General features: G+C 60.2%; 24 protein-coding genes and 1 pseudogene. 9 read left to right on the top strand and 16 right to left on the bottom strand.

Features of this window, described 5'->3' with window-relative positions:
* Positions 1-43 precede the first annotated feature (43 nt).
* The 8 genes from B5527_RS00125 to B5527_RS00090 form a co-directional block, all read right to left on the bottom strand.
* Positions 44-970 carry a DUF2950 domain-containing protein gene (locus B5527_RS00125; RefSeq protein WP_079599487.1) on the bottom strand — a complete coding sequence of 309 codons (927 nt, stop codon included), beginning with the start codon at positions 968-970 and terminating at the stop codon, positions 44-46.
* Positions 967-2,598 (bottom strand): DUF3300 domain-containing protein, encoded by a 1,632-nt coding sequence (locus B5527_RS00120; protein ID WP_079599486.1) that lies wholly within the window; start codon positions 2,596-2,598, stop codon positions 967-969. Before B5527_RS00120 ends, B5527_RS00125 begins: the two co-directional genes overlap by 4 nt.
* Positions 2,599-2,726: 128 nt before the next feature.
* On the bottom strand, positions 2,727-4,634 hold the full coding sequence (locus B5527_RS00115; protein WP_079599485.1) for a sensor histidine kinase: 1,908 nt from the start codon (positions 4,632-4,634) through the stop codon (positions 2,727-2,729).
* A 95-nt stretch (positions 4,635-4,729) separates the two neighbouring features.
* On the bottom strand, positions 4,730-5,011 hold the full coding sequence (locus B5527_RS00110; RefSeq protein ID WP_079599484.1) for a hypothetical protein: 282 nt from the start codon (positions 5,009-5,011) through the stop codon (positions 4,730-4,732).
* Complete coding sequence (locus tag B5527_RS00105) at positions 5,008-5,811, bottom strand: DUF2092 domain-containing protein (RefSeq protein ID WP_245332453.1); 804 nt, start codon at positions 5,809-5,811, stop codon at positions 5,008-5,010. Before B5527_RS00105 ends, B5527_RS00110 begins: the two co-directional genes overlap by 4 nt.
* A gap of 85 nt (positions 5,812-5,896) precedes the next feature.
* Positions 5,897-6,313: a hypothetical protein gene (locus B5527_RS00100; RefSeq protein ID WP_154071905.1), complete on the bottom strand. Its 417-nt coding sequence runs from the start codon at positions 6,311-6,313 to the stop codon at positions 5,897-5,899.
* A 24-nt stretch (positions 6,314-6,337) separates the two neighbouring features.
* On the bottom strand, positions 6,338-7,570 hold the full coding sequence (locus B5527_RS00095; protein WP_079599482.1) for an HlyD family secretion protein: 1,233 nt from the start codon (positions 7,568-7,570) through the stop codon (positions 6,338-6,340).
* The gene (locus B5527_RS00090; protein WP_079606938.1) at positions 7,563-8,000 is read right to left on the bottom strand and encodes a hypothetical protein; all 438 of its coding nucleotides are present in this window, start codon (positions 7,998-8,000) and stop codon (positions 7,563-7,565) included. The genes B5527_RS00095 and B5527_RS00090 overlap by 8 nt, the downstream gene beginning before the upstream one ends.
* Before the next feature lie 181 nt (positions 8,001-8,181).
* On the opposite strand from B5527_RS00090, the gene B5527_RS00085 reads away from it, so the two are divergent.
* Both B5527_RS00085 and ppk2 read left to right on the top strand, forming a co-directional pair.
* Positions 8,182-8,637: a hypothetical protein gene (locus B5527_RS00085; RefSeq protein WP_079599481.1), complete on the top strand. Its 456-nt coding sequence runs from the start codon at positions 8,182-8,184 to the stop codon at positions 8,635-8,637.
* 44 nt (positions 8,638-8,681) lie between these two features.
* Entirely contained in the window at positions 8,682-9,482 is an 801-nt protein-coding gene (gene ppk2 / locus B5527_RS00080) for a polyphosphate kinase 2 (RefSeq protein ID WP_079599480.1), read from the top strand.
* A 43-nt stretch (positions 9,483-9,525) separates the two neighbouring features.
* On the opposite strand, the gene B5527_RS00075 is transcribed toward ppk2, so the two are convergent.
* From B5527_RS00075 to B5527_RS00065, 3 genes are all read right to left on the bottom strand, one after another.
* A complete protein-coding gene (locus B5527_RS00075; protein WP_079599479.1) occupies positions 9,526-9,981 on the bottom strand; it encodes a hypothetical protein in 456 nt (151 codons plus the stop codon).
* A 163-nt stretch (positions 9,982-10,144) separates the two neighbouring features.
* Complete coding sequence (locus B5527_RS00070; protein ID WP_079606937.1) at positions 10,145-10,579, bottom strand: hypothetical protein; 435 nt, start codon at positions 10,577-10,579, stop codon at positions 10,145-10,147.
* A 308-nt stretch (positions 10,580-10,887) separates the two neighbouring features.
* Positions 10,888-12,618, bottom strand: a complete 1,731-nt coding sequence (locus B5527_RS00065) for a SulP family inorganic anion transporter (RefSeq protein WP_079599478.1) — start codon at positions 12,616-12,618, stop codon at positions 10,888-10,890.
* Positions 12,619-12,830: 212 nt separating this feature from the next.
* Here B5527_RS00065 and B5527_RS00060 point away from each other — a divergent pair.
* From B5527_RS00060 to B5527_RS00050, 3 genes and pseudogenes are all read left to right on the top strand, one after another.
* Positions 12,831-13,127 (top strand): annotated as a pseudogene (locus B5527_RS00060) (transporter); the annotation flags it as partial.
* Positions 13,128-13,302: 175 nt separating this feature from the next.
* Positions 13,303-14,187, top strand: coding sequence for an alpha/beta hydrolase family protein (locus B5527_RS00055; protein ID WP_079599476.1), 885 nt, complete (start codon positions 13,303-13,305; stop codon positions 14,185-14,187).
* 210 nt (positions 14,188-14,397) lie between these two features.
* Entirely contained in the window at positions 14,398-14,844 is a 447-nt protein-coding gene (locus B5527_RS00050; RefSeq protein WP_338065081.1) for an invasion associated locus B family protein, read from the top strand.
* A 16-nt stretch (positions 14,845-14,860) separates the two neighbouring features.
* On the opposite strand, the gene B5527_RS45945 is transcribed toward B5527_RS00050, so the two are convergent.
* Positions 14,861-15,388, bottom strand: coding sequence for a response regulator (locus B5527_RS45945; protein WP_079599474.1), 528 nt, complete (start codon positions 15,386-15,388; stop codon positions 14,861-14,863).
* 45 nt (positions 15,389-15,433) lie between these two features.
* Positions 15,434-16,066 (bottom strand): response regulator transcription factor, encoded by a 633-nt coding sequence (locus B5527_RS00040; RefSeq protein ID WP_079599473.1) that lies wholly within the window; start codon positions 16,064-16,066, stop codon positions 15,434-15,436.
* A 418-nt stretch (positions 16,067-16,484) separates the two neighbouring features.
* Between B5527_RS00040 and B5527_RS00035 the strand changes: the two genes are divergently transcribed.
* A complete protein-coding gene (locus tag B5527_RS00035) occupies positions 16,485-17,168 on the top strand; it encodes a helix-turn-helix domain-containing protein (protein ID WP_079599472.1) in 684 nt (227 codons plus the stop codon).
* Here the strand turns inward: B5527_RS00035 and B5527_RS00030 are convergent.
* A complete protein-coding gene (locus B5527_RS00030; protein WP_079599471.1) occupies positions 17,095-17,604 on the bottom strand; it encodes a potassium channel family protein in 510 nt (169 codons plus the stop codon). The genes B5527_RS00035 and B5527_RS00030 overlap by 74 nt on opposite strands.
* 64 nt (positions 17,605-17,668) lie before the next feature.
* Positions 17,669-18,127 (bottom strand): phasin, encoded by a 459-nt coding sequence (locus tag B5527_RS00025; RefSeq protein WP_425305053.1) that lies wholly within the window; start codon positions 18,125-18,127, stop codon positions 17,669-17,671.
* 200 nt (positions 18,128-18,327) lie between these two features.
* On the opposite strand from B5527_RS00025, the gene B5527_RS00020 reads away from it, so the two are divergent.
* Genes B5527_RS00020 through B5527_RS00010 form a run of 3 tightly spaced genes read left to right on the top strand, consistent with a single transcriptional unit; the run spans position 18,328 to position 20,101 of the window.
* Complete coding sequence (locus B5527_RS00020) at positions 18,328-18,975, top strand: CoA transferase subunit A (RefSeq protein ID WP_079599469.1); 648 nt, start codon at positions 18,328-18,330, stop codon at positions 18,973-18,975.
* Positions 18,976-18,978: 3 nt separating this feature from the next.
* Positions 18,979-19,629 carry a 3-oxoacid CoA-transferase subunit B gene (locus tag B5527_RS00015; protein WP_079599468.1) on the top strand — a complete coding sequence of 217 codons (651 nt, stop codon included), beginning with the start codon at positions 18,979-18,981 and terminating at the stop codon, positions 19,627-19,629.
* 13 nt (positions 19,630-19,642) lie between these two features.
* Positions 19,643-20,101: a MaoC family dehydratase gene (locus B5527_RS00010; RefSeq protein ID WP_079599467.1), complete on the top strand. Its 459-nt coding sequence runs from the start codon at positions 19,643-19,645 to the stop codon at positions 20,099-20,101.
* A 29-nt stretch (positions 20,102-20,130) separates the two neighbouring features.
* On the opposite strand, the gene fabI is transcribed toward B5527_RS00010, so the two are convergent.
* Complete coding sequence (gene fabI / locus B5527_RS00005; protein ID WP_079606936.1) at positions 20,131-20,919, bottom strand: enoyl-ACP reductase FabI; 789 nt, start codon at positions 20,917-20,919, stop codon at positions 20,131-20,133.
* Positions 20,920-20,927: the final 8 nt, after the last annotated feature.

Here is a 20,927-nt window from a genome sequence, read left to right as displayed (position 1 = left end):
CGGTTCCGGCATCGCGAATGGCGGCATCGCTGCCCCGGTACATTCACGGAGCCGCCACACTGACTTTCTTCCAGGTCTGGTCGGGGTCGAACAGGATGATCCGCTTTGCGATCCTCTCGGTCCGTTCTCCGAGATCCTTCTGGTAGACGGTACCGGCATGATTGACCATGAAGGTCATAACGCCGGAATTTCCGTACTCGGCGGGATATGCGATCAGCGCGAAGCCGCCGATCATCTTCCCCTTGACGACATAGTTGAAGGTGCCGCCCGGCGCGTCGGATCCCTGGCCCTTCAAAATCCGGAAATAGTAACCGTGATAGGGTGCGGCCTGCTCTCCAACCTTATAGCCTTCGGCCGACGCTTGCGCCGCCAATTCGCCGAGCGGGCTCGGGTCGCGATCGTCGCGCCAGAACAGCCCATCCTTCTTGCCCGGGCTGCTGACGATGCTTTGTGCGTAGACGCCCGCCCCCTCGCCGCGATCCTTTTCGGCATATTCGTTCTCGGCATCCACGAAAGCCAGGCAGGTTTGAATCGCGTCCAGTTCGTTGCGTCCGATACGACGATACAGGATCTCGAGACGCCCCGCGGCCGCGTCGAACTCCCAGCCGGCCTTGTTGTTCACGAGTGGAATCGGGAACGGAAAATCGTCCGCGCCCAGGATGAGCGTCGCCTTCTTGTTTCCTTCGGCTTTAATGGAATGCCTGGCATCATAGGCGGACAGGAAACGCTGGCGCATTTCCGCATCGGCCACATCGTCGCCGGACTCGACGATGTCTTCTGCGTCCTTGCCGAGGACCTTCATGACGGCGCTCCGCGTGCCGGTCTTGAGTGCGGCCGCCAGCGACGCCGCGGCGTCTTCCGGTGAGGGATAGGCCTGCTGCGCCCGGGACGCAGAGGTCACCAGCATCACCGCCACGATTGCGCCGATGCACACCGACGCCGCGCGACGGAGCGAATTGAGCATGATCATGGCAAGACCTCCGCCGGCATGGGTATCTTTGCGCCGCCGGCAAGCCAGTTAGAGTAGGTGCGGAACTTCAATCCCAACTGTTCGTAGTAGACGCGGAGATACCCGTCGCGGCCCCGGGTCACGGCTTCCGGTAGCAGGCTCTGCACTTCCTGCGCGATCACGCCGACATAGGGTTTGCTGCTGCCGAGATAGCTGAATCGGTAGTAGCCGAGACCATTGGCGAGATGACCGAGCAGGACGACATCGTGCTTCAATGCGATGTCGGAGCGCCGTCCACCGCCGCCGCGGAAGCCTCCGCCCCCTCCACGGGCAAATGCCGCACCGCCGCCGCCACGCCCGGCGAAGCTCGGAGCACCTCCGCCCCGCGGGCCCGCGCTCGCCCGACCGCGGGCCGATTGCGCTGCAGCGGCCCTGCCCGACGACACGTTCAAGGCAGAGCCGCGGCTGCCGCCACCTCGCGCGGCGTTGCCGGCGCGATTGGCGGCCTTGGCACGATCGCCGCCACCCTTGGCCACCTTGGCACGATCCCCGCCACCCTTGGCGCGATCCGCTGTGCTCGGGCGATTGCCGCGATCGCCGCCCGGCCGATCACGCGAGGCCGCGCGGTCACCAGCACGATCCCCGACGCGGTCGCCGGCGCGATCTCCTGCGCCTGGTCGATCCTGCCCCGGACGAAGCACCTGCTGCCCGTCGCGGCCACGGAAATCCATCCGATTTGAGGCGCCGGCCTTCAGGTTGTTGTTGCCGAAGCGCTGCTGAACGTTCGCGTTGTTGTATCGCACACCCTGGCGATGCGCCGGGTTGTGCTGCCAGTTGTTCCCGATGTTGTTTATCTTGTTGTAGTGGTTGACGTAGAGGTTGCGGTTGCCCCAGTTGCACCCGCCGCCCCAGTAATTGCCCCAGCGTCCGATCGCCCAACCCGCACCGAAGGCGAGACCCGCCGCAATCACGCCCGCGCCGATATAGGACGGGTACCCGAAGTAATAGGGTGGATAGTCCGCGTAGGGCCAGGTTCCGTAAACCGTCGCCGGATCGTAGTACGGCACGTAGATCGTATCGGGATCGGCCGACTCGATGACGATCACCTGCTTGCTTTCCTGCGTCTGAACGCTGACCTTTTGCTGCTTGGTGGTGACCAGCTTTTTGCTGTCGTACGCTTTGGTGCGAAGGCGCTGGATCGCGTCCATCACGTCCGCCTGCTGCGCGAGCACGGCATCGCCGAGATTCTTGGCCCAGTCGAGCTTGTCGCTCATCATCGAAATGACGTCCGGCGTGCTGGCAAGCGCCTTGACGCTGTCGTCCCAGGACTGTTTGTCGACCTCCTTCTTCAAGGCATCGCCCTTCAGATTCTTGCGTTCCTTCAGCCAGCGATCGGACTGCACCACCTCCAGTGGATAGGTCGATGCCGCCAGCACATTTGCGAGCAATTCGTCGGGATACAGCGCTATCGGCGCAACCAGAGCCTCGAGCTGCTCGGGCTTCAACAGTTCTGCACTTGGCGGAGACTGGCTCGCCGGTTGCACCGGATTGCCAGGAGCCGGTGGATTGTCGGCCGTCTGTGCCGAGACGGCCACAGGGATCGCCATCAGCATCGCGAGCGCGATCAGGGGCTTGCCGCAGCGCAACATCAAACCCTCCTTTGAGGTTCATCGCGGCAAGCATCGGGCCGAGGTGGGGTCGCTCTTTGACAAAGATCAAGGGAAACGAGGTTCCCGCCGTGCGGCGACGCAAGCGTGCTGCGACGCAAGAGCCTCGATCAGGTTGAAGTTGATCTGCCGCGGGCCACCGGAAGCCTGACCGTGAAAAGCGCGCCACCCGACGGCGGATTCTCGACGACAATCTGTCCGTGATGGGCTTCGATGATGGTGCGGACAATCGTAAGCCCCATGCCCATGCCCTGCGGCTTTGTCGTGAAAAACGGGTTGAAGACGTTCTCCAAATCATCGACGGCGATTCCAGGACCGGTGTCGCTAACCCTGATTTCTGCGTAGGCGCCAGAGCGGCTGGTCGTCACGCCAATTTCGAGTTTCCCGACCTGAGCTCCGGATATCGCGTCCATTGCGTTGATAATCAGATTGAGTACGACCTGTTGCAGTTGAACGGGATCGCCCCTGATGCGCAGCTCAGTTGGAGTGGAAGTGTATTTCAACGCGATGTGGCGTCCCTCGGCCAGGGTCATCACAAACCCGACCACGTCCCGCACCGTCTCGTTCAGATCGATGTCCTTGACTTCAAACGGCGTTTTTTTCAGTACGCTGCGCAGCCGGCGTATCACTTCGCTGGCGCGCTGATCGTCGCGCCGGATGTCGGCCAGGATTTCCTTGACTTCATCGAGGTTCGGCGAGGAGCTCTTCAGCATGAGCTCGGCCGTTTCAGTGTTCGTGAGAATAGAGCCCAGCGGCTGGTTCAGCTCGTGCGCGATGGAAACCGTCAATTCTCCGGCCGCCGAATAGCGGTTGACGTGCGCGAGTTCCGCAAGACGTTGGCGCGATTCGACCTCGGCAAGACGGCGGCGGCGGCGTTCGTCCAGCAATAAGCCGATCAACATCCCTTGGACGAGGATCACGCCGGCGATCAGCGCCATCTGCCAACTATATTTTTTCCAGATGCTCGGTTCGCGAAACAGGACTGCACTTCCCGGGGGCAGGTTGCTCTCGCTGATGCCCCAGCGCTGCATTTCGCGCCAGTCGTACTTTGGAGACGCAAATCCGATCGGTTCGATCTTGATATTACCCGGCTTCTCGCCACCGAGGATGCGGATCGTGGCATCGACAGTCTTCCGGCTGGATTCAGCGATCGAATGCATCGGGCCGCCGACGGTATCTTCGCCGAAAAACGCTTCCTGGAAGGAAAAGATCGGGGCGTTCGCGACCGCATGGAGACTCCGCAAGGCGAGATCGCCCTCATGGACGACGCCTGCCGCGTCGACCGACATCAAGCCCCAGAACAGCACCGTGTGCGGCGGAAGCGCCGCCGCCCGCTTTAGGATGTCCTCAAATGACAGGTCCGCGTACCAGACGAATGCGACCCGGTTTTCGAAGGGTTTCGCTTCCTTCTTTGCTTCATCGAGCCAGAACTTCTCCAGAGGCGAGGCACCGATGACGACGGCAATCGTCCGTGTATCCGGCAGAACTTGAAGAATGCTGCCAAAGAAACCCGAGAAATCGTTGTGCACCGAGACAACGGTGTCGTTATCGGTCAGGCCCGCGTGGTCGACCAGTCGCTGCTCGACCGCCGTCAGCACCATTGGCGTATCCGGAAAAAGTTGCGTTCGAAATTTCTGAACGAACCTGGCCGCGGGTGCCCCGATACTTATTACGATATCAGGTGGACGGCTTTGGTAGAGCGACCTTAGATAATCGACGAACGGCGCTTCCGGCTCCAGGTCGTTGAGCCGTGCCGTCAGCAGCGAGTGCTCCTGAATATCCAGCGGCCACGGCGATTGCCGCTTCAGCTCCGCCTTGATGCTCAGGGCATATTCGCTCCACGGCCGGAAGTCTCGCCCAAACGAGTGCAGCACCAGCACGTGTTTGGATTCCCAGTGCGGCGCGCTGCTTGCGGGTCCGGGCAGTATGGCAGCCAGGACCAGCAGGCAGACGCAGAGACGTGCGGCCACGACCGGCCAGCCTAGCTTGATCGCTCCGATCGGGACGCGTCCGCTCATCCTCTTACCCCGGAAATCCGAACGGCTGCATTCCAGCACGTTTCAAGCGCCAAGGGCAGTGCGGCCAACGTTCTCAGCCGGCCGAAGGGACGACGTCAACAGCGCGTCGTGACCCGACCGTAGGCGTCCACGACCTGTGCGCAGGAGGAACCATAATAAGCACCCGCCGCGCCGGCCGCAGCACCAACCGCAACTGCGCGGCGCGTCGTCCTCCGGGCGACCCCGGCATAGCTCATCGGCGTCAGCGGTCGCCCGACCCTTGCCTGAGCTTCGGAGAACACTCCGTTCTTGACGAAGCTTCCGTCGTTCCAGGACAGCCCTGCGGCGAAGGCTGCAAGCGCGGCCACGAGCATGATAACCTTTCGTGACGAGATCATTTCTTTGCTCCTGAGGGTGTGCCGGGGGGAAGTTCGTCGAACTCCGCCATGTCGCTGGAATCCAGGTCGACCTTGGTAACCCCGGCGGGTGGCTTGAACACGAACGTGTCGGCGTCCGTGAAGGCGTCCGTCTTCCAGTCCCTGATCCGCAACGTATATTGCGGCGCACCGGCAAGCGTCTTGCTGGTGATTACATATTTGCGGGGCACTGGCTTTGCGCCGGTCTCGATCCAGATCTGCCAGTCGGTATCGGGACCGCGAAACGCGAGATGCTCGCATTCCACGCCGTCGACGACTCCCAAACCGATGTGCTCGCCATCCAGGACGCTTGCCATCATCACGTCGAAGGCATCGGAGAACAGCAGATCTGTCCCCGGCAGGCCCACGCCGGATCTCGCCTGGAGCGCATCGATCATCTGATCGACCGTACCGGGCAAGTCCGCCTGCACGTAGGATTTGGCGTTGTTTCCGTAGACCGAGATTGTCTTGCCGTCATAGACAAGTTCGACATCGGCATAACCGCCGGTGCGCCTGACACGCAGCTTGTCGGGCCGGCTCAGCTTCATTTGGCCGGAGCTCGCGAACTGGATCTTTTGCAATTCGGGGGTAATGACTTCGATGTCGCTGTCGAACGAGGCGGACAGCGTTTTCTGGTTGCTCAGATAGTCTGTCATCGATTTGAGAACGTTGGCGGCATCATCCGCCCGGGCTGCCGAAGCCGCTGCAAGCAGGAGAACCGCCATCGTGGCACCGCCCAACATCGCGCGGATTTTTGTTCGAAGGAACGTTTCAGATTTCATATCAAATCCTCCTGGGATGGAAGCCCATTCAGGGACCCTTCGAGGTTGCCTTGTTTGATATAAATCAAGCCGAGGCTGACCGTAGCTATTGCGACGGACAGCGGTGATAACTGATCTCCATATCCTCGATGCCTGGAAACAGACGTACAATGCTGTTGGCATCCAATTCCTTCAGGCTGAACTGAACGCTCGAAAGCATGATGTCGGTTGCACAGGCCGCAACCAGGTTGACGTTCGCTCCGTCATCCTTCCTCGCCTTGATCCTGCATCGCGCAAACTTACCGACGATCTGGTCGCCATCGATGATGAAGCCTCCGCCATAGACGTCGGACATTTCGGTGAAGCCGAGCTTTCCTCCCTGGCGCACGAACACTTTTGCGCATTGATCGGCATCGCCGGCCCACGCGCCGTTCAGCTCGACGGCATCGACGCGTCCAGTCAATGTGAGCAGTGAACCGAACAATAGCGCGACCAAGGCAGCTGGCTTTCGCGGACCTGTCATACATCCATTCCTTTCCGCATCTGATCAGTGACCGCTGAGTACAAGCGTCTTGATCGGCAGGAGCAGCGCCTGGATCCGCAGCAGCAATGCGTGCACCAATCCGACACCATCGACCACGTGCAAGCCGATCTTCCGGCTTGTGCTCGTATCCTTTGCGGAAATTTCCTCGTGATTGCTGGTGTAGGCGTTGACGATACAGCTGCTGCCAGCAGTCACCCCTTCGAGACCGCCCTTGTAGAGAGGCTCCAGGTGAACAAGGATGGTTCCGGGGGCTGCAACATTTTGCGCTTCGACCAGTTGCTCTCCGCCGCGAAACTGGCCAGCGGCGATGTAATCCTGAACGGTGGTGACAACCATCGGGATGATCACCCAGGGCCTTGAGATGCAGGTCGCCTCCGCCACCATTCCTTCCTTCATGATTTGAGCCTCAATCTGGCCGAACCCCGCCTGCAGCACCTGCTGGCCAGCGCCTTCCGGGATGAGAATGCCGGCCGGCCGCATGAGTGGATTGACCACATCGCCTATGCGCAGCGCGAACTGCTCGACCCGGCCCGTAACCCCGGCGCGGACAAAGGTCTTGTCCAGATCCACCTGCGCCTGCGCCAACGCCGCTTCGGCGCTCGCCTTTTCCGCCGGCAGGAGCGTCGAAACCCGCGCGATCGCGGATTGCTTGGTTGCCGCTGCGACGTCTATGCCGGCCTGGCGCTGATCCACCAGTACCTGCAGCTTTTCTATGTCGCGTTGTGGCACGATCCCGGGATTGCGACGCTGCAGCTCGCTCTTCACATCCAATTCGTCCTTGGCCTGCTGATGCTCGCTTCTCGCTTCCTGGATCTGGGCCTCTGCCTTCGTGACGTCGGCCTCCGCTGCCGCCAGTGCGGCATCGACTTCAGAAATCTTGCGCTTGGCCGTTTCGAGCGCCGCCTCCTGTTTCGAGCTATCCAGCCTGAAGATCACGTCGCCCTTGGAGACCGGCGCACTGAAGCCGACGTTGACTTCCGCCACACGTCCTGACGTTTCGGGAAGAATCGGAACCGTCCTGAAGAACAACGTGGCGCTGTTGGTCGAGGGATGAAAATAGAAGATCATCGTTATCAGCGAGATCGTAAGCATCAGACATCCTGTGATGCCCCATCTGAGCTCGTACCAGACCGAATAGAACGTGATCTCCTTGCCAAACCGCTTGTTCTGGACATAGCGGCGGTAGAGATAATCGGGCAAGATCGTCACAAGAGAGCAAATCATCAGCTCAAACATGGGGCCTATCGCCTCCTGTGCGCCGCTTGCGTTCTTCTGCAGCGTCGGTTGGAAGTGACGCGGGAGCCAACGCCGCTTCCTGCTCCGCTTCGGCAACGGTATCCGGCCCGGTGTCCGCTATTTTTTCAACCGACCCCGCAATGCTGCGCAGCGGGGTGCCGAAATCGGGGATATCGATCATGGCAAGCAGCAGTCCCGCTACCCAGAATATGTGGATGTGGGTGAAGAGCGCCAGCAGGCCCAGAATGGCCACGATCTCGAACTGCAATTTCTCCGACTTGTGCGCCATGCGCTCCGGCAGGCTGTGCAACCGCAAATAAAGCGTGCCGACCCAGACGAGGGCGGCGACCAGAAAAATGCCCATCACCACCATCAGGACATCGGTCCCGCTCCCCGGGGCGAGGTAGAAGGGCAGATGATGGGGAGCCATCGGATGCATCTGCTCACTCAACGTTCTCTCCCAAAAGCGGAACTGGCCGTTCGCAGACCTCGTGAGCACAGTGCGTATCCCCGGTGCGGATTTGCTTGATTTGGATCAAGGGAACGGTATCGGCCGACACATAGGCTAACGGCAACGCTGAAGCGGAACAGCCACTCAGGAGCCATCAGCCATGCCTGCCAGCATCGATGATCTCATTCCCAGTGCGAACCAGATCCGGAAGGAAGCGGCCCTCAAGGAGGCCGAAAAGGCAGACGAATATGCGCGTCTTGCCGCTGCCGCCGAATCCGAGAAGCGGGCCCTGATCGAGCGGCTCAGTCGTCCGTCAGGCAAATCGGAGGAGGAAAAGGTCCAGCTCGCCGCAACCGTCATCCAGCGAGCGGTACGAAACGGAATGACGGAAGTGCAGGTGTATCGGTTCCCCAACTCGCTGTGCACGGACAAGGGCCGCACCATCGGCCAGCAGGAACCAGGCTGGGAGAACACGCTGACGGGGATTCCAAAGGAAATATACCAGCTGTGGGCCGACTACCTGAAACCGCGGGGCTATCGCATCAGCTACCAGATCATCGATTACCCGGGAGGTATGCCAGGCGACATCGCAATCACCATTGCCTGGGGAGACTGAGGGCAGTTCGGTCGAATTAGACCTGAAGCAACGGAAGGGTGAGCATGTCGGCCGACGCGAACGCGGCGCGGATGAAGCGCAAGGCGTATGAGAAAGAGTTGGGCAAGCTCCAGGTCGAGCTTTGCTATCTCCAGGAATGGGTGAAATCGAACAAGCTTCGGGTCATCGTCCTGTTCGAAGGCCGGGATGCCGCCGGCAAGGGCGGCACGATCAAGGCGATCACGGAAAAGGTCAGCCCGCGCGTATTTCGCGTGGCGGCCCTTCCGGCGCCGTCGGATCGCGAGAAGACGCAGCTATTCCTTCAACGCTACATGCAGCAATTTCCGGCTGCAGGCGAGATCGTGATCTTCGACCGGAGCTGGTACAACCGTGCAGGCGTGGAATATGTGATGGGGTTCTGTACGCCAGCCGAGCACAAGCGATTCCTTTCACTGTGTCCCCAGATGGAGAAATACATTATCGAGGGTGGCATCATCCTGATCAAGCTTTGGCTCGAGGTCGGGATGGACGAGCAGGAGCGTCGCTTCGAAGCGAGAATCGACGATCCGCTGCGGCAATGGAAGCTGAGCCCGATGGACCTGGAATCGTACCAACGATGGTATGACTATTCGCGGGCGCGGGACCTGATGCTCAAGGCCACCAGCACGAAGCACTCGCCATGGTACATCATTCGTTCCGACGACAAACGTCGGGCGCGTCTGAACTGCATCGCGCATCTGCTAAAATTGATTCCGCACAAGCGCATGAAGAAGAGCGAGGTCAAACTGCCGAAGCGTTCCAACAAGGGACGCTATAACGACCAGACCGGATTGCGCCGGATGACGTTCGTTGCCGAGCGATATTGAGCGAAGCCGCGGCCACGCCCGCAGAGTGGCCTGTCGTTCGCAACTACTTCAAGCGTATGCTGACGCCAGCCGCAGCGACCGAAAGTTCGACTCCGACCTTGGGGCCGCTGAGCTGCAGGATCACGACATTGGTGATCGCGCCATTGGTGTTCCGCAACCGAACGCTTCCGGCGCCGCCGGCAAGTGCTCCACCGGCGCCGACCGCACCGTAGGTGCCTTCAATGGACTCGGGCCCCCGCAGGTTGAAGGCTTGTCCAACGAGCTTAGTGGTCGAGGCGCCAATCGTGCCGCCCACACTGATGCCTGAGACCGTGAATGGGTAATGCCTGCCTCGAAGCGTCAGCACGCCCTCGCCGCGGCCGACACCGAGGATAAAGCCGCCCTTTGTAAGCACGACAGCGACAGATCCGGTTTCCGCGTGCAATGCTGTGCTGATGCCCGCCAGCCAGAGGATACCCAGCAGGGCAGCCGGAGCAACATGTAGGCAGGATTTCCGCATGACTATTACCCAAGAAAACCTAACTGCCGACCGCGAACCCACTTGGATAATCGCAAATTATCCGGCCGCAGCGAGCACAATGCCGAACGCTACGCATGTGGGCGGCGGCCCGGGGTGAGCGCATCAGGCGGCGCACTCGCGCGCGCGGCCTGATCGCTTTGATCTATCTCAAACGAATCGTTACCCCGCCAACTGCGGCCGATACTTCAGCGCCGACCTTCGGGCCGCTGAGCTGCAGGATCACACCATTGGCGTTCTGCAATTGCACGCCTCCAGCGCCAGCCGCAATGGCACCGCCGGCTCCGAGCGCACTGTACGCACCTTCGATCGAAGCTGGTCCCCTCAGATTGAGGGCCCGTCCAACAAATCTGGTGGTCGAGGCTCCGATCGTGAAGCCGACACTCATGCCCGATACGGTGAACGGGTAGCGCTTGCCTCGCAAGACCAGCACCCCTTCGCCGCCGCCGACTCCGACGATCAACCCGCCCTTGGTAAAGACGACTGCGACCTTGCCGGTTTCAGCCCGCGATGGCGTACTGATACCCGCCACGCCTGCGAGTAAGACAACCAGGGCGACGTTTGTGAAAAATCTTCTCATGACCTTTTCTTTCCTCTGAGGATCTTCAGTTCGACGCCGACTATCGCGCAAGGAGCCCGGAAAAAATTGATCGATGCGCTGCTGTGCGGGCTTGGTGTCCTTTGACATGTCTCTCTCCGATCCTCGCGAGGGTGATGGCTCGCCGGATCGTGACGCCCTGCCCTCGCACTCCTTTGATCCAAGTCAAGGGTCGCACTCTCTCGAAATAGACTCGCCAAGCTGCGGCGAATGCTGCGCTTCGCAACAGGCGTGAGGGATATCTGACGGTCACCTATTGTCAGCAGTCGCCGCGTAAAGCGGACAGTAGCTCACGGTCCAGACGGCCGTTCCTGTTGGAGACCGGATCGCTCCCTCGCCTTGCCCTCGTCCAGCACGCTGTCGAGCGTCCGGAGCCACGCGTCGCTGTCCGTCCTGTCCGCCAACCCTTCCGCCCGCAACAGATCGCGCAATTGTGCATGGGCCCCTACGATGCAGAAAGTCACTTGACGCGATACCAACTCGTCATGGAGATCGAGCAACATGCGCGCCCCTGCAAGATCAATATAGGGGGATGCGGAGAGATCGCAGGCAACCAGCTTGACGTCAGACGATTTTCGGAGCGCCTTCAAAACCGTCTCCAGAATCGTCTCGGCATTGATGTAGAGCAGCGAGGCTTCAGGCCGAAACGCGATAACACCGATCAGCGGCTCCACGCCCTCGTGCCTGGCGCTGTCGGAAAAGCGGCCCGTTCCGGGAAGCCGCCCGAGAAACGCTATGTTGGGCTGCGACGCGCGGCCAAGCAGCAGGAAGATGGATGCAAGGGAAGCAAGCAGAACGCCTTGCAGGATTCCGAGCAGCAGCACGGACACAAGCGCGATAGCCGCGGCGTAGAAATCGATCCGGCTGACCTTCCACATCCGAATCAACGCGCGGACGTCGACCATCTTGTAAACGGCGGCGAAGACAATGCCTGCCAGCACCGCCTTGGGAAGGTTGGTCAGCAACCCCGTAAAGAAAAGCAGGCAAAGCGCGAGGGCCAAAGAGCAAACCACCAATGCCAGCGGCGTGCGCGCTCCCGCCGTGTCATTGACGGCGGATTGCGACAACCCGCCGGCGACGGGATAACCATGGCCAAACGCAACAGCGAGGTTGGCGGCTCCCAGCCCGAGAAATTCCTGCCGTACATCAAGGCTGTACCCATGCTTCGCGGCAAAACTCCGGGCCGCCGAAACACCTTCTATGTAGGCCAGCAGCAGACATCCGGCCGCGATCGGAAATAGCTCTTCGAATTCCAGCATGCCGAATGTGGGCACCTCGAAAGCCGGCAGTCCTTCCGGGATGTTTCCGGTTACAGGTATCCCCCGTGATGGAAGTCCGAACAAGGTTGCCATGAGGATTGCCAACGCCACCACGGTAAGTCCGACCGGCCTGCCCGGCAGAAACCGTTCACCGAGGAGCAAGAGCAGGATCGCAGCGACTCCAATCGCCAATACAAGCAGATTGACGTCGCCTAACTGACCTGCGAGCCGGATTGCCCGGTCGAAGAAATTGTGCCCGCCGCCGGCCACGCCGAACAGGCTCGGCAACTGACTCATGATGATTGTGAGCCCGGCTCCCGCCTTGAAGCCGACGAGGATGCTGTCGCTGACCAAACGGACAAGAATGCTGAGCTTGAAAAGCCAGGCGATCAGGCAAAGCAGCGCCACGGCGCATGCCGAAAGACTGGCGATCTGCGCGAATCGTATCGCGTCTGCTCCGGCCAGGGAGCCGACGGTGCCGGCAATCATGAGCGAGATCGCGGAGGTCGGGCCGACCGCAAGCTGGCGCGACGACCCAAGGAGGGCATAGCCGATGCCGCCAAGCATATAGCCGTAAATGCCGACCTGCGGCGGTAACCCGGCGAGGCCTGCATAGGCCAGTGACACCGGGATCGCATAGGCGGCGAGTGTCACTCCGGCGATCGTATCATGACGCAACCAGGACGGTTTATACCCGGCAAGCCAGGTCAACGGAGGAAAAATCCGTGTCCAGCCCGTTCGCTGAAACAAGCGTGACTTCATGGACGTTCCTCGTTGGGGCGTATCTCGCAGCGAAACAGCACGATCAGCAGTGCCGCCCGAGAACTCATGTCAAGACGCAAGCTGCCGCGGGTCCGGTACGGCCCGATAAGCGACGCTCTCAAGCCCGGCGCGGCTTGATCTGGATCAAGCCTTCTGTGAGTTCCCGGCAATCAAATCGAGCACAATCGAACCGCGTGCCGGGAAATACGACTATGGCCAGTGTCAGGTGGATCATCTCCACCGCCCCGGAAATCTTTCTGCTCTTGGCGGTCGCCATCGGCACCATCCTGGGCCGCGCCAAAGTTCGCGGATTTGCGATCGGCACGACGGCGTGCATGCTGATCGTCGCCGTCCTCACAGCGCAACTCGGCCCCTTCACATTTCCTCCGGTGCTGAGGGGCATTCTCTTTAACCTGTTCGTGTTCACCATCGGCTACCGGTCGGAGCCCGAGTTCTTTGCCTCCTTGAGCGAAGTCACCTGTGGCGCACTCGCCGCGGCCATGATGGTCGACGCCGCCGTGACCGGATGCTGCGAGATCGCCGAGAGCCAGACGCCGGTGCTTGGCGCCGCCGGGCCTTACGCTATCGGCAACGTTGTTCTGACCGTGCTTGGCCTGATCATCGTGGATTGCACCTTTGTTGGCTGAAGAGATCCGTTGGTGCGAAAATTGAGGGAGTGATCACATGTGTGAGCAGAGGTTACGGACCCTGGCAGTAGCGTTCCTGCTGTTATGCGCCACCCTGATCACGTCGTCGCGCGCGGAAAATCAGGCCGCATCCATCCAGGAAGAAATCTGGGCGCTTCCGCTGCCGCTCCCGATGTTCGCCTATGTGGTGCGGCCTGTCGGCGACGGACCGTTCCCGCTTGCGATCATGAATCATGGCGTTTCGATGAATCCAACCGGCCGCAGCTTTTTCCCGCTCGTGGAATTCCGCGACGCGGCCAAGTGGTTTGCCAAACGTGGCTACCTCGTGGTGGCCCCCGTCGGCACCGGATATGGCGCAGCGGCGATCGACATACCCGAGCATGCTCTCTACGGCCCGTTCTTCTCGAAGGTCGGAAAATGCAGCAATCCCAATTTCCGCGCTCCCGGCCTGGCCGTTGCGCAGGTTGACCTCTGGATCATCGACTATATGGCCGCCGAAAAGCGCATCGTGCCGAACGACGTCATTGTCGTCGGACAATCCGCTGGTGGGTGGGCCTCGATCGCGCTTTCAAGCCTGAACCCGCCCCAGGTCAAGGCGATCATCACCTTTGCCGCCGGCCGAGGCGGCCGTGTCGACGGCAAGCCAAACAATAATTGTGCGCCCGACAAATTGGTCGAAACAACCGGCGAGTTCGGCCGCACGTCGCGCGTGCCGATGCTGTGGATCTATATCGAGAACGATACCTTCTTCGGTCCGGCCCTGTCGAAACGTATGCACGAGGCCTTTACCGCCGCAGGCGGCAAGGCCGAATATCGTTTGCTGCCGCCGTTCGGCGACGACGGGCATTTTTTCATCGGCTCTCCCGATGCCATTCCGATCTGGTCGCCGCTGGTGACGAAGTTCCTCGATGAGCAGAGATAGCAAGGACCGAAGCCTGGAGGCATAACAATGACGAACTCACATCGCACTGAAACGCGGTCAGGAAGCACATATGCGAAGCATTCCTTCGCGACCCTCTTATTGGTAGCGGTCGCGAGCGTCGCGTCCAATCAGCGAGCGGCGTCGCAACAGAATCCGACCGCCGCACCCAAAGCCGGGGGCACCGAAATTGCGCCCCGCGGCCAGCGGGAGGTGAAGGACATCACGTATGGAGACTGGCGAAAACTCTGTTTCAAACCTGGCGGCTCAAAAACGCTTTGCCGGACTTCGATCACCGGCACGTTCACGACCGGCCAGGTGGCGGTCCGCGTCGATATCGTCGAGCGTGAGGGCGACCCCACTGCACGGCTGCAGGTGTTTTCTCCTGTCGGCATGTATCTGCCGAAGCCGGCCAAACTTACGATCGACCAAGGCGAGCCCCATAGCGTGCCTTATACCTGGTGCCTGACCAACGCCTGCATCGCGGGCACCGTGGCAGACCCGAAGATGGTCAAGGAAATGGATTCGGGACGAACGCTGCGGCTGGAATTCGTGGATTCGAACCTGCTGTTGCTCACGACGTCGCTGCCGCTTGCCCAGTTCGCCTCTATCCATAAGGGTGCGCCGGCGCAGACACTCGAACAGGACATTGATGAATGAGAGGCGGAAGATCGTGCTAGAATATCGCTTCGCGCGCTCTTTCTATCGGCTCGATAAGTGATCTTGCCGAGAATGGCTTGGTCAGGTAGGCGATGCATCCCGAGTCTATCGCGGCTGAGCGGTTCGCATCACTGTCATTGCCGGTGATAAAGATGACCGGCAGATTGATATCCTTATTCAAGAGTTGGCGGCGCAAGTCTATTCCAGACTGATCGTTCAGACCGATATCAAGGATAATGCAAAATGCTTCGCCGAAATCGGCACAGCTGAGCAGCGAGGCACCGGAATCGAACAGTGCTGCGTTGAAGCCGTGTTCTATCAACAGCCGTTTCACGCCCATGCGTATTGACGGATCATCGTCCACGACAAAAATCGAATTGCGTGTCGACAAGATATTCGGCCTTCGGGTTCTCAACGATTTTGCCAGGGCACGCTTTTCGGCCGGTTCCAAAAATACTGGACGACCCAAAATCCTGGACGACCATGGCTGGACGACCTTGTCAGTAGACAAGCGCGAGAGCCTCTCGCGCTCTTGGTTAATCATCCTCAATAGACTTTCATATTGTCCTTCTGTACAGGATTGCCGCACTTAGCTGCCGGAACTGAGATCGGGATCGAGCATGCCGAGTCGCTCCGCGTTCGAAACCAGTTCCGCGAGCGAGTGCACTCGCATCTTTTCCATCACCTGATGGCGATGCGCTTTTACCGTGCGCTCGGTCGCTCCCAGCTCATGGGCAATTTGCTTGTTAATCTTGCCACGCACAACCAAATCGAACACCTGGCGCTCGCGCGGAGTCAATGTGGCAACAAGAGCGTGAAGGGAATTGAACTTGCTTCGTTGGCGGCACGCGAACTCGCAGCGCACCATGGCGCGTTCGATCGCATCGATCAGTTGTTCCGACGATACCGGCTTGGTCAGAAAATCCTCAGCGCCCGCCTTGATAGCTCGCACGGTCGTCGGAGTGTCGGCATGTCCGGTGACGAAAATGATCGGCAGGAGCGAACCGAGTTCGACGAGGCGACTTTGCAGTTCGGGGCCGCTCAGTCCCGGCATCTTTACGTCGAGCAGGATGCATCCCGGCTCTTCAACGCCCGCCAGGCGATCCAGCAGTTGTTGGGACGACGAATAGGTTTCGACTTCATAGCCCGCAAGTTTCAGGCGACGTTCGACTGCCGTACGAAATGAAGCATCGTCGTCTACCACCAGAACAAGGCCAGGCAATCTTCCCTCCCTGCCGTCAGATCCAAACCTGCTGAGATCTCTCTGGATTACCTCAATCACTCCGGGATCGCATCCGATCGCCCTTGAGCATTGGGAAACTGCTCCTTCAAGGCGATGACCAACCCAACCATTTGAGCGGCAACAACTAGCCGAAGAGTTCCGCAGATCAGAACATCTAAACCCGCGAGGCCGATACGTCGTCTGCCCGACACGGCTGTACCAGTACCGGTCTTTTCATTCCCGGCACCGTATACCAGACCTGTCCCTTGGTACAATGCACGTTCGGACAATGGCTAAAAATACTGCCTTCGCCGACAATCAACTTCAGCGGGAATGGGAACACGGCGGCGCATTCCTTGCGATGAAATGCTTCCTGGAGGGAAACAGACCACCCCGATGCCAGTTCAGGAGTTGGCCCATGTTTGCTCGCATCACCAACGATCCGGCAGCCCGCCCCATTACTCTCGATGCACTCGGCATGGGGAGTTATTCAAATCCTGTCGTCAGTTTAAGCGAATTTACCTATAAAAAGGGAACCGAAATCTTCGGCGAAAAGGAGCCCGCGGAATTCGTCTATCAGGTCAAGATTGGTGCGGTCCGAAGCTATAAGCTGCTTTCGGACGGCCGTCGCCAGATCGGCGCGTTTCACCTGGCCGGCGATATTTTCGGACTGGAAAACGGAAGCGAGCACCGGTTTACGGCGGAGGCGATCGTGAACACCACGGTTCGCCTGGTCAAGCGGCGCAGCCTTGAGTTGGTGGCTGAGAGCGATGCGCTGGTCTCGCGAAACCTGCTCGGCATGACCACGAACAACTTGCAGCATGCCGAAGATCACATGCTCCTGCTCGGCCGCAAGACTTCCCTGGAGCGGGTCGCCGCCTTCCTGATCGAGATGGACAGGCGGCTGACGGCGGCCGGCGTCATGGCGCTGCCGATGTCTCGGCGTGACATTGCCGATTATCTCGGCCTGACCCTGGAAACGGTGTCTCGCGCGCTGTCGCGGCTGCATGAACTCGGCATCCTCGGATTCATCGGCGCCAATCAGCGCCAGATCGTGCTTCTGGACCGCCAGCAGCTCGCCGGTCTCGATCTGCAGAACTGAACCCGCGGGCGTCGATCGATGCGAGATGCTCAAGCGTCTTGCGCAGCACCTCGAACAGGACGGCGGTCGACCAGCCGAACATCAGGATACCGTTCATCGCGGTCATCGGCCCGGTCAGCCGCCACGCTTGCACTGGCGTAATGTCGCCGTAACCGAGCGTGGTGTAATTGACGAAGGCGAAATACAGCAGGCCGCTGCCGGCAGGCGCCGCACCGACGATCGCATAGGCCAGCGCCCAGACGAAAACCTCGAGCGTGTGGGCCACCATCAGGGCAGCTGCGGTGCCGACCATCACGGCCATCAGATGCAACCTCGGACGCTCGGTTTGCCGCAACCCCGCGGAGCGGGCAATGCCGACCGCGCCGACGGTCACCAGCGCATGGATCATGATGTTGATCACGCTGACGATGCAGCCGACCAGAAATTGAAGCACCATAGCCGTCCCAAGCTTGATCGGGCCGGCAGAGGGATGTTCGCCTCGGCCGGCCCTGCCACTGCCTTCAGCTCTTTGGGGTAGAGACGCCCGTCGCAGCCTTCATGACAGACTCGCCCATGCTCTTTGCATGGTCGGTCAGCGATCGCATCTGGTCCTGGAAAAATTGGGACTGGATCTTGACGGCGTCCTGCATATCCTTGGCTTGGATCAGCTTTTCGCCGAGATCAAATGTTGCGGTGACATTGCGTTGCATGTAGCCACAGAATTGCTTGGCCTGGTCGGCGACCGGTAGCTGCGAAGTACTCAGGCCCTTCTCGAGCAATTCGAAATACTCTGCGCTGGCCTTTCGAAGGCGCTCGAGACTTTCGGTCAGCATCGTACGGACTTTGTCGGCGGAAAGGTCGGCGTCTGACATGGCTAACTCCTCTCTTTTTCGAAGAACGAACCGATTTCGACTACTTTGCAAGTCCCCCGAACCAGGCACCGAATAGCCGGCATAGAGGGCCGGCAGTTCAAGATTCATCGAATGCCCGATGCTGGGCATAACGATGAGCCGGCAGTCCGGCATTGCTGGGCCGAAGCGCTCGAAGGAGTCGGCGATACCATTCCTCGCGCGGAATAGCCGAAAGCCTTGATGCAGATCAAAGGAGCGCTGATGGGCTTCATCAACATCACGGTAGCTTCCGCCCTTTCATTGATCGCTTACTGACTGGAGTTTCAATCATGAGGGCCGTTGTCGTTGAAGAAGCCGTTGCGATGATCCCGCCCGGAGCGAGCATCATGGTCGGCGGATTCATGGGTGTTGGAACACCGGAACGCCTGCTCGACGAAATCGTCAGGCAGAGAAAGACCGGACTTTCGGTGATCAGCAACGACGCTGCCGTACCCGGGAAAGGCGTTGGCAAGCTGTTCGATGCGACTCTCGTATCGCGCCTGACCGCAACCCACATCGGCCTCAATCCGAAGGCGCAGCAGCAGATGCTGGCCAACCAGGTCGCGGTCGATCTCGTACCTCAGGGGACATTTGTCGAGCGCATTCGTGCCGGTGGTTGCGGTCTCGGAGGGGTGCTCACGCCGACCGGCGTCGGCACCCTGGTTGCCGAAGGCAAGCGCCAGATCGAGGTAGCCGGAACGACGTTTCTGCTCGAAACCGCGCTGCGGGCGAAGTTCGCCCTGGTTCACGCCTTTCTGGCAGATTATCTCGGCAACCTCACCTACGCGCTGACTGCACGCAACTTCAATCCCATCATGGCGATGGCGGCCGATACCGTCATCGTGACGGCGGAACACATCGTGCCGGTGGGCGTCATCGCACCCGACCACGTCGTGACCCCGGCGCCGCTCGTCGACTACCTCATTACGAACGGGTGAACCATGGATGCACAGATAATCATCGCCCGGCGTGTCGCGCGGGAGCTCCATGCCGGCGACCTTGTGAATCTGGGGATCGGCATTCCGACGCTGGTCGCCAACTATGTTCCGCCTGAGCTCAAGGTGTTCTTTCAGTCGGAAAACGGATTGATCGGTACCGGACCGATACCGGAGCAAGGGATGACTCACCCGCTCCTGACCGATGCGGGCGGCCGCCCGATCAGCGCCCTGCCTGGTGCCAGCACTTTCGACAGCGCGATGTCCTTCGGATTGATCCGCGGCGGCCATGTCGATGTAACCGTGCTGGGTGGCCTTCAGGTCGACGCACATGGACAGCTGGCCAACTGGATGATCCCCGGCAAGATGGTGCCCGGCATGGGCGGAGCGATGGACCTCGTCAGCGGCGCCAAGCGGGTTATCGTCGCCATGCAGCACGCCGCGAAAGGAAAATCGAAGATCGTTGCCAAATGCACCCTGCCGCTAACATCGACAAGGCCGGTAAGCCTGGTCGTGACGGACATGGCTGTCATCGCCTTCCCCGACGGTAAAGCGACGCTGCTGGAAACCGCACCGAATGTCAGCATCGCCGAGGTCGTGGCCGTAACCGACGCCGAGCTCGACATTCCCGACAGCGTCCCCGAGATGAATATCTAAGCAGGTAACGCACATGCGGATATTCAGTGACTTCAACGAAATTAAATCCGCGGTCGGCACCGAGATCGGCACGAGCGACTGGATCGAAGTCTCGCAGGACCGAATCAACCTCTTCGCGGAAGCAACCTGCGACGAACAGTGGATCCATGTCGACCAGGAGCGCGCGAAGAAGGAGTTGCCCGGCGGCAGCACCATTGCCCACGGCCTATTGTCGCTCGCGCTCGCGCCGCTGTTCATTCGGTCGGTGATTGGCCTGAAAGGTCTGCGCAATACACTGAACTACGGTGCGGACAGGATACGGTACCTGGCGCCGGTGCCGGCCGGTTCAAGGCTGCGCGGCCGCATCACGATTGCCGAAGCCGAGGACGTACCGCCCGATGGCTTGCGCGTGAACTATCATCTTGTGATCGAGATCGACGGTGGCAAACGCCCCGCCTGCGTCGCCGAGCTGATCGCCCTGCACTATCGCTGAGCGGCTCGCCCAAGCGTGCCGATCACCCCTCAATCGATGATGTGATAGCCGCCATCGATATACATGACGCCGCCCGTAATGAGCTTGGCACCGTCGAGCGCCAGAAATGCCGTTGCATTGCCGACGTCGTCGATGCTGACAAGACTGCGCGTCGGCGCCTTCGATTGCGCCTTGTCCATCAGTTCGTCAAAGTCGGGGATCCCCGATGCTGCGCGCGTGGCGAGCGGCCCGGGCGAGATCGCGTGAACGCGGATGCCCTTCGGGCCCAGTTCCGCGGCCATGTAGCGAACGGCAGATTCGAGGGCCGCTTTAGCCACACCCATCACGTTGTAATTCTCCACCACCATTTGGCTGCCGTAATAGGTCATGGTGAACATGGATCCGCCATTCTTCATCAATGGCTCGGCCAGATGGGCCATTCGCATGAACGACCAGCACGAGACATCCATCGTCTTGAGGAAGCCTTCGCGGCCGACGTCCACCACGCGTCCATGGAGCGCCTCCTTCGGGGAGAAGGCGATCGAGTGAAGCAGGAAATCGAGCTGCCCCCATTCCTTCCCGATCCGTTCGAACACCTGCTCCGTCTGGCCCTCGACCATGACATCCAGCGGCATGAAGATCGGCGCCTCCAATGCCTGCGCAAGCGGCTCGACATGCTTCTTGGCGCGCTCGTTCAGATAGGTCACGGCGAGATCAGCCCCGAGCGCGCGAAAAGCCTTGCCGCACCCCCAGGCGATCGATTGGTCGTTGGCGATGCCGACGATGAGGCCCTTCTTGCCCTTCAGGGCGACCTTGGTATCCGGGAATACGGGGATCATGACACCCT

Source organism: Bradyrhizobium erythrophlei (assembly GCF_900129425.1).
Classification (GTDB): domain Bacteria; phylum Pseudomonadota; class Alphaproteobacteria; order Rhizobiales; family Xanthobacteraceae; genus Bradyrhizobium; species Bradyrhizobium erythrophlei_C.
This window is presented reverse-complemented; position numbering and strand designations above follow the sequence as displayed.

Bases quoted from the DNA above. Each gene is read 5' to 3' on its own strand.
- B5527_RS00010 (WP_079599467.1), top strand. From the start codon at position 19,643: ATGCGGATATTCAGTGACTTCAACGAAATTAAATCCGCGGTCGGCACC.
- B5527_RS00030 (WP_079599471.1), bottom strand. From the start codon at position 17,604: ATGGTGCTTCAATTTCTGGTCGGCTGCATCGTCAGCGTGATCAACATC.
- B5527_RS00095 (WP_079599482.1), bottom strand. From the start codon at position 7,570: ATGTTTGAGCTGATGATTTGCTCTCTTGTGACGATCTTGCCCGATTAT.
- B5527_RS00085 (WP_079599481.1), top strand. From the start codon at position 8,182: ATGCCTGCCAGCATCGATGATCTCATTCCCAGTGCGAACCAGATCCGG.
- B5527_RS00070 (WP_079606937.1), bottom strand. From the start codon at position 10,579: ATGAGAAGATTTTTCACAAACGTCGCCCTGGTTGTCTTACTCGCAGGC.
- B5527_RS00055 (WP_079599476.1), top strand. From the start codon at position 13,303: ATGTGTGAGCAGAGGTTACGGACCCTGGCAGTAGCGTTCCTGCTGTTA.
- ppk2 (WP_079599480.1), top strand. From the start codon at position 8,682: ATGTCGGCCGACGCGAACGCGGCGCGGATGAAGCGCAAGGCGTATGAG.
- B5527_RS00105 (WP_245332453.1), bottom strand. From the start codon at position 5,811: ATGAAATCTGAAACGTTCCTTCGAACAAAAATCCGCGCGATGTTGGGC.
- B5527_RS00075 (WP_079599479.1), bottom strand. From the start codon at position 9,981: ATGCGGAAATCCTGCCTACATGTTGCTCCGGCTGCCCTGCTGGGTATC.
- B5527_RS00120 (WP_079599486.1), bottom strand. From the start codon at position 2,598: ATGTTGCGCTGCGGCAAGCCCCTGATCGCGCTCGCGATGCTGATGGCG.
- B5527_RS00020 (WP_079599469.1), top strand. From the start codon at position 18,328: ATGAGGGCCGTTGTCGTTGAAGAAGCCGTTGCGATGATCCCGCCCGGA.
- B5527_RS00125 (WP_079599487.1), bottom strand. From the start codon at position 970: ATGATCATGCTCAATTCGCTCCGTCGCGCGGCGTCGGTGTGCATCGGC.
- B5527_RS00025 (WP_425305053.1), bottom strand. From the start codon at position 18,127: ATGAATCTTGAACTGCCGGCCCTCTATGCCGGCTATTCGGTGCCTGGT.
- B5527_RS00065 (WP_079599478.1), bottom strand. From the start codon at position 12,618: ATGAAGTCACGCTTGTTTCAGCGAACGGGCTGGACACGGATTTTTCCT.
- B5527_RS00110 (WP_079599484.1), bottom strand. From the start codon at position 5,011: ATGATCTCGTCACGAAAGGTTATCATGCTCGTGGCCGCGCTTGCAGCC.
- B5527_RS00090 (WP_079606938.1), bottom strand. From the start codon at position 8,000: ATGGCTCCCCATCATCTGCCCTTCTACCTCGCCCCGGGGAGCGGGACC.
- B5527_RS00100 (WP_154071905.1), bottom strand. From the start codon at position 6,313: ATGACAGGTCCGCGAAAGCCAGCTGCCTTGGTCGCGCTATTGTTCGGT.
- B5527_RS00115 (WP_079599485.1), bottom strand. From the start codon at position 4,634: ATGAGCGGACGCGTCCCGATCGGAGCGATCAAGCTAGGCTGGCCGGTC.
- B5527_RS45945 (WP_079599474.1), bottom strand. From the start codon at position 15,388: ATGATTAACCAAGAGCGCGAGAGGCTCTCGCGCTTGTCTACTGACAAG.
- B5527_RS00035 (WP_079599472.1), top strand. From the start codon at position 16,485: ATGTTTGCTCGCATCACCAACGATCCGGCAGCCCGCCCCATTACTCTC.
- fabI (WP_079606936.1), bottom strand. From the start codon at position 20,919: ATGATCCCCGTATTCCCGGATACCAAGGTCGCCCTGAAGGGCAAGAAG.
- B5527_RS00015 (WP_079599468.1), top strand. From the start codon at position 18,979: ATGGATGCACAGATAATCATCGCCCGGCGTGTCGCGCGGGAGCTCCAT.